Origin of the sequence: Arthrobacter sp. PGP41 (assembly GCF_002953935.1) — a bacterium.
GTDB lineage: Bacteria > Actinomycetota > Actinomycetes > Actinomycetales > Micrococcaceae > Arthrobacter.
In genome coordinates this window covers 3,493,608-3,505,528 of record NZ_CP026514.1, presented here as the reverse complement: position 1 = coordinate 3,505,528, position 11,921 = coordinate 3,493,608, and the positions used below count along the sequence as shown (strand labels likewise).

The window sequence follows — 11,921 nt, the reverse complement described above, 5'->3', positions numbered from 1 at the left end:
TAGCGCTAAGTGTCGTTCTGAGGCTCCAAAACGACACTTAGCGCTACCTAGTTGGGCGGGAAGGGGGGAGGCGGGCCGGGCGCGTTGCTGGAGGAAACGTGCTTCGCCTAGAATATTCGGTATGCCTAAATTTATGTTTCGGTGCGCCAAAGTAGCCGCCCCAATCCGCGCCCGCAGGACGGTGCGCTTCAGGACGGCGGCCGCTGCCGGCGTCGTGCTTTCCCTTCTGCTGACCGCCTGCGGCGGCGGGGCGTCAGGGAACGGCGACAGCAAGCCGGTAGTGCTGACAACGTTCACGGTGCTGGCGGATATCGCCCGGAACGTCGCGGGGGACAAGCTCACCGTGGAGTCCATCACCAAAGCCGGGGCGGAGATCCACGGCTACGAACCCACTCCCGGCGACATCCGGAAAGCCTCCAAGGCCGACCTCATCCTGGATAACGGCCTGAACCTGGAAGCCTGGTTCGCGCAGTTCGTGGACGGGCTGGACGTGCCCCACGCCGTGGTGAGCGAGGGTGTGGAGCCGATGCCGATCAGCGAGGACTCCTACCAAGGCAAACCCAACCCGCACGCCTGGATGTCGCCGCTGAACGTCCAGGCCTATGTGGACAACATGGTGCGGGCCTTCAGCGACCTGGACCCCGGCAACGCCGCTGCCTTCAAAGCCAACGGGGACGCCTACAAAGCCAAACTCCAGGCTGTGCAGGACCAGATGACCACCAGCCTTGCGGCGGTGCCGGAAGCCCAGCGCGCGCTGGTGACCTGCGAAGGCGCCTTCTCATACCTGGCACGTGACACCGGGCTGAAGGAGGTCTACATCTGGGCCGTGAACGCCGAGCAGCAGGCCACGCCCCAGCAGATCACCCGCGCCATCGAGTACGTGAAGGCCAACAAAGTCCCTGCGGTCTTCTGTGAGTCCACGGTTTCCAACGCCCCCATGCAGCAGGTGGTGGAAGCCACCGGCGCCCGGTTCGGCGGCACCCTGTACGTGGACTCCCTGTCCGAAGCGGACGGGCCCGTGCCTACATACCTGGACCTGATCAGGCACGACGCCGACACCATCACCAAAGCGCTCACCGCGGGGGTGGGGCCATGACCTTCCCGGCCATCCAGGTGGACAACGTCACCGTCCACTACGGCGAAGTCCTGGCACTGGACTCCGCCTCCCTCTCGCTTGACCCGGCGCGGATCTGCGGCCTGGTGGGCATGAACGGCTCCGGGAAATCCACGCTCTTCAAGGTGATCATGGGCATGATCAAGCCCGACGCCGGCACGGTGCGGATCGGAGGCCAGCCGCCTTCCAGGGCGCGCAGGGAAGGGGGCATCGGCTATGTGCCGCAGAGCGAGGAAGTGGACTGGCAGTTCCCGCTGTCCGTGCGCGACGTGGTGATGATGGGCCGCTACGGCCACCAGGGTTTCACCCGCCGGGCATCGAAGGCGGACCGGGCTGCCGTGGACGAGGCGCTGGACCGGGTGGAACTGGGGGACTATGCCGGGCGGCAGATCGGCCAACTCTCCGGCGGGCAGAAGAAGCGTGCCTTCGTGGCCCGCGGGATTGCCCAGGGTGCCACCACCATGCTGCTGGACGAACCCTTCGCCGGCGTGGACAAGAGGTCCGAAGCCACCATCACCCGGCTCCTGCGCGAGCTCGCCGCGGACGGCTGCACCATCCTGGTTTCCACCCACGACCTGCACGCACTCCCGCAGCTCTGCGACGAAGCCGTGCTGCTGATGCACCGGGTCCTCATGCACGGCCCGCCGCACGTGGTGCTGCAGCCCGAAAACCTTGCCATGGCGTTCGGCCTGGACGTGCTCAACCGGGAAGGGCGGAGCTAGCCCATGGAACTGCTCCTCGAACCCCTCAGCTACGACTTCATGGTCCGGGCCATCGTCACCACCGCGCTCGCGGCCGTCGTCTGCGCTGTCCTCAGCTGCTGGCTGGTGCTGATCGGCTGGTCGCTCATGGGCGACGCCGTCTCCCACGCGGTGCTGCCCGGCGTCGTCCTGGCCTACATTGTGGGCGCCCCCTTCGCGCTCGGCGCGCTGGTGTTCGCCCTGATCGCCGTGACCCTGATCGGGGTGGTCCGAAATACCAGCCGGGTGAAGGAGGACGCCGCGATCGGCATCGTGTTCTCCTCGCTGTTCGCCCTGGGCCTGGTGCTGATTTCCGTGACGCCCAGCCAGACGGACCTGAACCACATCATCTTCGGCAACCTGCTCGGCGTCAGCATTCCGGACCTCATCCAGGTGCTGGTGCTGGGCGTGGTGGCCTTCGCCATCCTGATCCTCAAGCGCCGCGACCTTACGCTCTACGCCTTCGATCCGACGCATGCGCACGCCATCGGGCTATCCCCCCGGAGGCTCGGGGCGCTGCTGCTGGGCCTCCTGGCCCTGACCTCGGTGGTTGCGCTGCAGACCGTGGGCGTTGTCCTGGTGGTGGCCATGCTCATCATCCCCGGCGCCACGGCCTACCTGCTCACCGACCGGTTCTCCCGGATGCTGGTGATCGCCCCGGTGGTCTCGGCGCTCTGTTCGATCACCGGCATCTACATCAGTTACTACCTGGACACGGCCTCCGGCGCTATGGTGGTGCTGACGCAGGGAGTGGTGTTCGCCGTCGTCTACCTCTTCAGCCCGCGGCAGGGGCTGATCGGCACCCGCCTGGCGAAAGCCCGGCGCAGGAAGGCCGCCGCCCTCGCTGCAGCTTGACTCGGTGGCTTCAATCGGGGCAGTCTGGAGCGATGAAGTCCTAACCAGCAGCCCCGGCCCTACGCCGGGCTGTTCTCCCAAACCAAGGCCGCCGTCGAGCGCTGGATGAAAACTCCCGTTCAGCTCCGGCGGCCACACTGCGGAACTTTGCGAGGACTTCCCTTGACTGAACACCTTAACCTTTCGGACGTCTCCCATGGCTATGGCGACCGTCGGCTGCTGGACCGCATCAGCCTGGTGATTTCGGCTGGCGAGCACGTTGCCGTGGTGGGCGAAAACGGTGCAGGCAAATCCACCCTGCTCCGGATCCTGGCCGGCCTCGAAGCGCCCGACGAAGGCGCCGTGGTGATCCAAGGCAGGGTGGGCTACCTGGCCCAAACCCATGGCCTGCCCGAGTCCTTCACGGTGGGCGCCGCCGTCGACGCTTCCCTTGCCTCGCTGCGTGCCCTCGAAGCGGAGCTTGACCGGCTGGAGACCAACCTCGCCGACGCCGGGGAAGACGAACTGGCCACTTACGGCCGGCTGCAGACGGAGTATCAGCTGCGCGAAGGCTACGCCGCGGAACCCCGGGTGGAGGCCGCCCTGGACCGGCTGGGCCTGGGCGGCCTGGACCGGAACCGCGTGCTGGGATCCCTGTCCGGCGGGGAACAGGAACGCGTGGCCCTGGCCTGTGTCCTGGCCGATCCGGCGGACATCCTGCTCCTGGACGAACCCACCAACCATCTGGACGCCCGCGGAACCGCCTGGCTGGAGGACCGGCTGGCGGCCCACCGTGGCACGGTGGTGGTGGTGTCCCACGACCGCGTGCTCCTCCGCAAGGTGGCGTCCACCATCATCGAAGTGGATGCCGAGCGCCGTGCGGTCACCCGCTACGGCAACGGGTACGACGGCTACCTTCGGGAGAAGGCAGCCGAACGCGCACGATGGGTCCAGCGGTACCACACCTGGCTTGACGCGATGGAGTCCGAAAAACGGCAGGCAGACACTGTGGCAGGGACCATGGGCTACGGCCGCAAACGCGATGGCGACAAGATGGGCTTCGACTTCAAGGCGGGCACTTGGCAGAAGGCCGCCACCAGCCAGGTCCGGAACGCCCAGGAGCGGCTGCGCCGGCTCGAAGCGAGCCCGGTGGACCGCCCGCCCGTACCCTTGCGGCTGAATGTCGACCTGGATCTCCCCGCTGCCGGCCCGGTGCCGTCCGGGGCAACGCAGAATGGCGGCCCCGTGCTGGCTGCGCGCGGCGTGAGCGTGCCCGGCCGGCTGGGCACCACAGACTTCCAGGCAGGCGCCGGCGAGAAGATCCTCATTACCGGGCCCAACGGCGCGGGCAAGTCCACGCTGCTCTCCGTGCTCGCGGGAACCCTGGAACCGGCAGCCGGCTCCGTCACGCGGCCAGACCGGATCGGCTACCTGCAGCAGGAGCTGGAGCTGCCGCCACGGCCCACCCTGCGGCTGCTGCCGGCCTTCGCGGCGGGCCTCGGCGGCACCATCGACGAGCACGCCGAGGCCCTGCTCCGACTTGGCCTTTTCCGCACCAGCGAGTTCCACGTCCCCGTGGGCAGCCTCTCCGCCGGCCAGCAGCGCAGGCTCGCACTGGCGCGGCTGCTGTTGGGCGGCTACGGCACCCTGCTGGTGGACGAGCCGACCAACCACTTGGCGCCCGTGCTCGTGGAACAGCTGGAGGCGGCACTGGCGGACTTCGCCGGGACCCTGGTGATGGTTAGCCATGACAGGGCGCTGCGGGAATGGTTCGCTGCAGGCGCGCGGCGCAGCCGTGGGGCGGCCGCCGGCCCAGCAGGGACCCCGGGCGGCAGCGCCGGTGCCGGGCGTTGGCTCCGGTACTCCATGGACAAGGGCGTGCTCGCGCCGGCTTAGGGGCAGGCCCGGGCAACCAACGGGAAATCCCGACCGGAATGCGTCACTTTTGGCCGCCCGGTGGGGCAGTTGCCCCGGGATGGCAGGGTCTCCTCCCGCCTGGCAGGACATAAGTCACGCATTTGGGGCAGCGGCCAGGCCTGGTGAACGGTGAGTTTGGCGTAAAGCAGTCTTTACCGGGGGACCGGCGGCCGGAAACATCGGCGGCGGAAAATGGGGCCCATGCCCGTCTTTCCGCCGGCCGAAAGGATCTGTCCGTGATCACCAAGAACCTTTTCCTGCAAGGCATTTACCACTTCCAGGGCGTGGGCATGGAGAAGCCCGTCCCCCTGCACAGCGAGCTCGCGCACTATGTCCCGGACGGCGTGATCAACCAGGCGCTGTACTTCCGCGGCGGCAACTCGAGCAGTGAGCTGATCGCCGTGGTGCTCATGCGCAACGGCGTTCCCATGCGCTACTTCCCCATCGGCGCAAAAAGCGAGGTCCACGTTCCGCTGCGCGTGGTGGAGGACATCGACGGCGGCTCGGTGATCGAGCTGTACCTGGCGGCTCCGGAGGGCGTCCACGGATCCGTGGTGATCGACCTGGGCATGGTGGAGCACTGATGGGCAGCGTGGCGGAGCGGGTGCAGGCACCGGCGCAAGCACGGGTGCACACCCCGCCGCTCGCCAGGCCACGGTCCCGGTCCGGTGGCCGCGACAGCCGTCGGCGCCTCGTGGTCATCGGCAACGGGATGGCGGGGGCCCGGGCCGTGGAGGAGATCCTGGCCCGGGGCGGTGCGGAGCAGTTCAGCATCACCGTGTTCGGGGACGAGCCTTACGGAAACTACAACCGGATCATGCTCAGCCACGTCCTTTCCGGGGCGGAAAGCGACCAGGACATTTTCCTCAACCCGTTGTCCTGGTACCAGGACAACGGCATCACGCTGCACGCCGGGGTCCGGGCGGACAGGATCGACCGGTTCGCCAAGCAGGTGTTTTCCAGCGACGGCCGGGTGACGCCCTACGACGTCCTGGTCATCGCCACCGGCAGCCGCTCGCACATGCCCCCGATGGACGGCCTCTACACGCCCGGCGGGTCCGTGAAACAGGGAGTCTTCGGCTTCCGCACCATCGACGACACCCGCAAAATGGCTGCGCACGCGCAGCAGGAGCAGCACCGGCACGCCGTGGTGATTGGCGGCGGCCTGCTGGGGCTGGAGGCCGCCGCCGGGCTGCGCAGCTTCGGGCTGGGCGTGGACGTGGTCCACTCGGGCGGCCACCTGATGAGCGCACAGATGGGGCCCGACGGCGGGGCCGTCCTCCGGCGCAGCGTTGAGGCGCTGGGCATTGGGGTACTGACCGGCTGCCGGACCACGGCCGTGCTTGGCACGGACAGGGTGACCGGCGTTAGCCTCCGCGACAGGCCGGACATTGAGTGCGACATGGTGGTGGTGGCGGCCGGGATCCGTCCCAACGTTGACCTCGCTGTCCTCAGCGGGCTCCCGGTGGAGCGGGCCATTGTGGTGGACGACAGCCTGCGGGTCCAGGACGAGGACGACATCTACGCGGTGGGGGAGTGCGTCCAGCACCGCGGCGAGGTGTACGGGCTGGTGGCCCCGCTGTGGGAGCAGGCGGTGGTGCTGGCCAACCACGTGACGGGGACGGACACGGGCGCCGCGTACCTGGGCTCGCGCACCGCCACCAAACTGAAGGTGGCAGGCGTCGAAGTGGCTTCCATGGGCCTGCACGGGCCGGAACTTGAGACGGACGAACACATCGTCTTCTCGGAGCCCAGCCGCGGGGTCTTCAAGTCCATCGTGGTCCGGGACAACAAGATGGTGGGCGCCACCCTCCTGGGGGACAGCCGCAAGGTGGCCTACCTGACCCAGGCGTATGACCGCGGGCTGCCGCTGCCCGAGGAGCGGATCGGGCTGATGTTCGATCTTGGCACGCCCGGGGAGGAGACCGGGATTGCGGAACTCGACGATGACGCGCAGGTCTGCAACTGCAACGGCGTCAGCAAGAAGGACCTGGTGGGCGCGGTGAAGGGCGGCTGCAGCTCGGTATCCGGGGCCATGGACGCCACCCGTGCCGGCAAGGGCTGCGGCTCCTGCAAGCTCCTGGTCAGGCAGGTGGTGGAATGGGCGGCGGACGGGGCCGTGGAGGAGGGCCCGGCTGCCGCTTACTACGTCCCCGGCATCCCCCTGGACAAGCAGGCGCTGATGGCAGAGGTCCGGGCCCGCGGCCTGCGGTCAGTTTCGGCGGTGTTCCAGGCGCTGGCGCCCGGCGGCGCGGAGGACGCAAAGTCCAAGATGGGGCTCGCCTCGCTGCTCAAGATGATGCTGGCGGACCGGTACATCGACGAACGCGACGCCCGCTTCATCAACGACCGGGTCCACGCCAACATCCAGCGGGACGGCACCTTCTCCGTGGTGCCCCAGATGAAGGGCGGCGTGACGTCGGTCCAGCAGCTGCGCCGGATCGCGGACGTGGCGGAGAAGCACAACGTCCCGCTGATCAAGCTCACCGGCGGGCAGCGCATCGACCTGCTGGGGATCCGCAAGGAGGACCTGCCGCAGGTCTGGGCGGACCTGGACATGCCCTCCGGCTATGCCTACGGCAAGAGTTTCCGGACGGTGAAAACGTGCGTGGGGAAGGACTTTTGCCGCTACGGCACCGGTGACTCCACCAAGCTGGGGATCGAGATCGAATCCCGCTTCCAGGGCCTCGAGTCACCGGCCAAGCTGAAGCTCGCCGTCTCAGGCTGTCCGCGGAACTGCGCCGAGTCGCTGGTGAAGGACGTGGGCGTGGTGGCGGTGGAGGGCGGCCGCTGGGAGATCTACGTGGGCGGAGCCGCCGGTGCCCATATCCGCAAGGGAGACCTGCTGGCCACCGTGGACAGCCCGGACGAGGTGAAGGTCCTCACCGGCCGGTTCATGCAGTACTACCGGGAAGAGGCCAACTGGCTGGAACGGACCTACGCCTTCGTCCCGCGGGTGGGTATCGAACACCTGCGTGCCGTCATCGTGCAGGACGCAGAAGGGATCGCCGGCCGGCTTGATGAAGCGATGCAGGCCTCGGTGGACAGCTACGTTGATCCTTGGCTGGAACGTGATGACCCGCAAACGCCGGGGCAGTTCAGGACTTCGCTGCCCCTGACCGCCCTCCCGCAGGTGCCGGTCCGATGAGCAGCGCCGGAACCAACGCCCATGTCCTGGGCCCGGTGGACCAGATTCCGCTGGGCGAGGGGCGGGCCTTCGGGGTGGGCGGCGAGCAGGTGGCCGTCTTCCGGCTGCGGGACGGTTCACTGCGGGCGGTCTCCGGCGTCTGTCCCCACCGGGGCGGGCCGGTTGCGGACGGCACCGTGGACCGGCAGGTGGTCATCTGTCCGCTGCACCAGCACGCTTTTGACCTCACCTCCGGGTGCTCCACTACCGGCGCGGGACCCCTGCGGACCTACCGGATATCCCTGGACGGGGAGCAGAACCTGGTGCTCCGGACGGCCGCGGTGTAGCGCGCGTCACGTAGCACACCTCATCGTCTTGTAGGATGGACGAGCCGCGCGAAGCTTCGGCTTTACGGAGGATTGCGCTCACAAACGGTCGCCCCAACGGCTTAAGCCCGAATTTTGTGAGCTGGATCATGCTGTAGTCCGGATGCGGCCAACCCCCAACCCACAAGGAATCGTTGTGCCTCAAATTACCCCGACAGATCTTCAGAACCGCACGGCCCCATCCGTCGCCGTCGACCCCACTCTCAGCGCCGAGGGCTATAGCAAGACCCTGGGCCGGCGCCACGTCACCATGATCGCCATGGGCGGCGCAATCGGCGTCGGCCTATTCATGGGTGCCGGCGGCCGCCTCGCCTCCACCGGCCCGGCCCTGATCTTCTCCTACGCCATCGCAGGCGTCATCGCCTACCTGCTCATGCGGGCCCTGGGCGAACTCATCATGTACCGCCAGACCTCCGGCTCTTTCGTGAGCTACGCCGGTGAAATGTTCGGCAAGAAGGGTGCGTTCCTGTCCGGCTGGATGTACTTCATCAACTGGGGCATGACCGGCATCGCCGAACTGATCGCCATCGGCCTGTACTTCCAGTTCTTCTTCCCCAACGTTCCGGTCGAGGCCTCCGCCATCGCCGCACTGTTGCTGCTGGTGGCAGTGAACCTGCTGAGCGTCAAGGCATTCGGTGAATTCGAATTCTGGGCTTCCTGCCTCAAGGTGGGCGCCATCCTGATCTTCCTGGCCGTGGGCACGTTCATGGTCCTCACCAACGCCCAGGTGGGCGACGGCAACGCCTCCGTAGCGAACCTGTTCGCCGCGGAAGGCGGCATGTTCCCCAAGGGCGCCCTGGTGATGGTCCTCGTCCTCAACGCCGTCATCTTCGCTTACAACGGCATTGAACTGGTGGGCATCACCGCCGGTGAAATGAAGGATCCGGAACGCGAAGTGCCCAAGGCGATCCGCGCCGTCGTCCTCCGCATTGTGGTGTTCTACGTCGGTTCCGTCCTGCTCCTTGCCATGCTGCTGCCGTCGGACCAGTACAAGGCCGGTACCTCCCCGTTCGTCACCGTTTTCGGCCAGATGGGCCTTGGCTGGGTGGGTGACGTCATGAACATGATCGTCATCACCGCCGCGCTGTCCTCCTGCAACTCCGGCCTCTACTCGATTGGCCGCGTGTTCCGCACCATGGCCAACAACGGGCACGCCCCGCAGTGGCTCACCCTGATGTCCAAGCGCCACGTGCCGTTCGCAGCCATCCTCGCCGTCGCTGCGTTCTACCTGGTGGGCATCCTGCTCAACATCTGGCTGGGCGGCTCCCACGCGTTCGACCTCGTCCTGAACACAGCCTCCATCGGCGTGATCTTCTGCTGGGGCTCCATCTTCGCCAGCCAGATCGTGCTGCGCCGCCGCAAGGGTGTCACGTCCGGCCTGCCGATGCCCGGTTCGCCGTGGACCAGCTGGGCCGGCTTGGTGGGCCTGCTGGCCATCACTGTCCTGATCGGTTTCGACACCATGACCAACAAGGCCACCGGCGAAGTGTTCTACCTGGGCCTCTGGACCCTGGGCAGCATCCCGCTCTTCGCTCTGCTCCTGTGGCTGGGCTGGCAGAAGGTCAAGAACAACGAACCGAAGAGCGAGCTGTACAGCTAACGGTTCACCCAAGCAGTACGTACGACGGCGGGACGCCCCTTGGGAGGGGAGTCCCGCCGTCGGCGTTTCCCCATCCATTGCTCCGCACCTGCCGTTATAACGTCCCAGAACGGCAGGTGCGGAGCAATGGATGGTGGGGAGCGGTGGTGCGGAGCGCGCCGCCGGGGCAGACTGGGGCCTGTGGGCGAACCCTGGGTGCTGCACGTGGACCTTGACCAGTTCATCGCGGCGGTGGAAGTGCTCCGCCGGCCCGAGCTTGCGGGCAAGGCGGTGATCGTTGGCGGCCGCGGCGATCCCGCCGAACGGGCGGTGGTGTCCACGGCGTCCTACGAAGCCCGGGCGTACGGTGTCGGCTCGGGGATGCCGCTGCGCGTCGCGGCGCGGAAAGTGCCCGACGCCGTCATCCTGCCCGTCGACCATGAGGCCTACCTTGAGGCGTCCGAGCAGGTCATGGCGGTGCTGCGCTCGCAGCCGGGCGCTACCGTCCAGGTGCTCGGCTGGGACGAAGCGTTTGTCGGGGTGCGGACGGCGGATCCCGAGGCCTACGCCCGGCAACTGCAGCGGGCCGTCCTCGAGGAGACACGCCTGCACTGCAGCGTGGGCATCGGCGACACCCTGGTCCGCGCCAAGGTGGCGACGACGTTCGGCAAGCCGGCCGGCGTCTTCCGGCTCACGGAAGGCAATTGGCTGGACGTTATGGGAGGCCGCCCCACCATCGAGCTGTGGGGCGTGGGAACGAAAGTGTCCCAGCGCCTCGCCAAGCTTGGCATCCGGACGGTTGCCGAGCTGGCAGCGTCCAACCCTGACGATCTTGTCCCCGAGTTCGGCCCCAAGATGGGTCCCTGGTATGCGCAGCTGGGACGAGGAGACGGCGGACGGACCGTTGATGACACGCCTTGGGTGGCGCGCGGGCACAGCCGGGAAACCACCTTCCAGCGCGACCTGACCGGGCCGGGGCAGATTGACGACGCCGTCAGGGAGCTGGCAGCGCACGTGCTGGAGGATGTCGCGGCAGAGGGCCGGCCGGTGGTCGGGCTGACGCTCAAGGTCCGCTACGCGCCGTTCATCACCAAGACGTACGCCCGGAAAATCCCCGAGACCTCGGACCCGGCGGAAGTGCTCGCCCGGGTCCTGGACCTGGTGGCGAAGATCGAGCCGGGCCGCCCCGTCAGGCTCCTCGGGCTGCGGGCCGAAATGACGATGCCGGACGACTCCCGGCAGGGGCACACCCCAACCCGCAGCGGCTGGTGACGGGCCCCTGGTCCCGCAAGCGCCGGGCAAACAGAACGGCGGCGGATCCCGTGGGATCCACCGCCGTTTCGCTCTGCTGCAGCCGCCCGGTCCTCCGGGGCTGCGGCAAACGGGAGCTAGTCGCGCTTGAACTCGTCCTTGACGCTTTCGCCGACCTTCTTGGCGTCAGCCTTGACCTGGTCCGCCTGGCCTTCGGCCTTCAGGCGGTCATTATCGGTGGCGTTGCCGGCCGCTTCCTTGGCCTTGCCGCCCATGTCTTCCGCTGCGTTACTGATCTTGTCTCCGAGGCCCATGGTGGTGGCCTCCTTTCGTTTCCGTTGATCAAACAATGCATTTTCACAGTAACACGAAGCATGCTTACTAATTCAAGTCCCTTGACACCGCCGCGGGCGGCTCCTGTTGATTCTCCGTAGCCGCCGCTAGGCTCGAAACCATGGACCACAGCCTCAGTCTCACCCAGCACATCCAGGCGTCACCCGAGAAAGTCTGGTCCGTCATCACGGACATCCCGGGCTCCGCGGCCACCCTCTCCGGCGTGGACTCGGTCCAGCTCCTCACGGACGGCCCCTATGGTGAGGGAACCCGCTGGAAGGAGACGCGGAAGATGCTGGGCAAAGCGGAAACGGTGGAGATGTGGGTGGCGGAAGCTGAGCGGAACCGCAGCACCACCGTCAAGGCCGTCCAGGGCGGCGCGGACTACACCACGCGCTTCAGCCTGGCTCCGCGCGACGGCGGAACGGACCTCACCCTCACCTTCGGCGCCGAGGTCATTAAGCCCACCCTGGCCAGCAGGATCATGATGCTGCTGTTCGGCAGGATGGGCATGGCAGCCACCCGCAAAGCCCTGGCCAAGGACCTCACGGAGATAGCGGCGAAGGCGGAAACGCTGTAGCGGCCGGGCGCATCCCGCGGGCGGGCGGCCCTGGTGTGCGTCGCCCGGTATCCACGGATC

11 protein-coding genes are annotated in these 11,921 nt (G+C 67.5%); 10 read left to right on the top strand and 1 reads right to left on the bottom strand.

The features are described 5' to 3' along the window. Window positions 1-121 precede the first annotated feature (121 nt). From C3B78_RS16065 to C3B78_RS16025, 9 genes are all read left to right on the top strand, one after another. Complete coding sequence (locus C3B78_RS16065; protein ID WP_199775274.1) at window positions 122-1,096, top strand: metal ABC transporter substrate-binding protein; 975 nt, start codon at window positions 122-124, stop codon at window positions 1,094-1,096. Continuing rightward, window positions 1,093-1,836, top strand: a complete 744-nt coding sequence (locus C3B78_RS16060) for a metal ABC transporter ATP-binding protein (RefSeq protein ID WP_104998940.1) — start codon at window positions 1,093-1,095, stop codon at window positions 1,834-1,836. Before C3B78_RS16065 ends, C3B78_RS16060 begins: the two co-directional genes overlap by 4 nt. Before the next feature lie 3 nt (window positions 1,837-1,839). Continuing rightward, on the top strand, window positions 1,840-2,709 hold the full coding sequence (locus C3B78_RS16055) for a metal ABC transporter permease (RefSeq protein ID WP_104998939.1): 870 nt from the start codon (window positions 1,840-1,842) through the stop codon (window positions 2,707-2,709). Window positions 2,710-2,871: 162 nt separating this feature from the next. Further along, window positions 2,872-4,584 (top strand): ABC-F family ATP-binding cassette domain-containing protein, encoded by a 1,713-nt coding sequence (locus tag C3B78_RS16050; protein WP_104998938.1) that lies wholly within the window; start codon window positions 2,872-2,874, stop codon window positions 4,582-4,584. Between the two features lie 257 nt (window positions 4,585-4,841). Continuing rightward, on the top strand, window positions 4,842-5,189 hold the full coding sequence (locus tag C3B78_RS16045; protein WP_104998937.1) for a molybdopterin oxidoreductase: 348 nt from the start codon (window positions 4,842-4,844) through the stop codon (window positions 5,187-5,189). Further along, complete coding sequence (gene nirB, locus C3B78_RS16040; protein WP_267895217.1) at window positions 5,189-7,753, top strand: nitrite reductase large subunit NirB; 2,565 nt, start codon at window positions 5,189-5,191, stop codon at window positions 7,751-7,753. Before C3B78_RS16045 ends, nirB begins: the two co-directional genes overlap by 1 nt. Beyond that, the gene (locus tag C3B78_RS16035) at window positions 7,750-8,079 is read left to right on the top strand and encodes a Rieske (2Fe-2S) protein (protein ID WP_104998936.1); all 330 of its coding nucleotides are present in this window, start codon (window positions 7,750-7,752) and stop codon (window positions 8,077-8,079) included. Before nirB ends, C3B78_RS16035 begins: the two co-directional genes overlap by 4 nt. 175 nt (window positions 8,080-8,254) lie before the next feature. Next, window positions 8,255-9,718 (top strand): amino acid permease, encoded by a 1,464-nt coding sequence (locus tag C3B78_RS16030; RefSeq protein ID WP_104998935.1) that lies wholly within the window; start codon window positions 8,255-8,257, stop codon window positions 9,716-9,718. 180 nt (window positions 9,719-9,898) lie between these two features. Then, entirely contained in the window at window positions 9,899-10,969 is a 1,071-nt protein-coding gene (locus C3B78_RS16025) for a DNA polymerase IV (protein WP_442778247.1), read from the top strand. Window positions 10,970-11,085: 116 nt separating this feature from the next. Here C3B78_RS16025 and C3B78_RS16020 read toward each other — a convergent pair whose 3' ends face one another. Then, on the bottom strand, window positions 11,086-11,262 hold the full coding sequence (locus C3B78_RS16020; RefSeq protein WP_104998934.1) for a CsbD family protein: 177 nt from the start codon (window positions 11,260-11,262) through the stop codon (window positions 11,086-11,088). Window positions 11,263-11,402: 140 nt separating this feature from the next. On the opposite strand from C3B78_RS16020, the gene C3B78_RS16015 reads away from it, so the two are divergent. Continuing rightward, the gene (locus C3B78_RS16015) at window positions 11,403-11,861 is read left to right on the top strand and encodes an SRPBCC family protein (protein WP_104998933.1); all 459 of its coding nucleotides are present in this window, start codon (window positions 11,403-11,405) and stop codon (window positions 11,859-11,861) included. The last annotated feature ends 60 nt before the right edge of the window (window positions 11,862-11,921 follow it).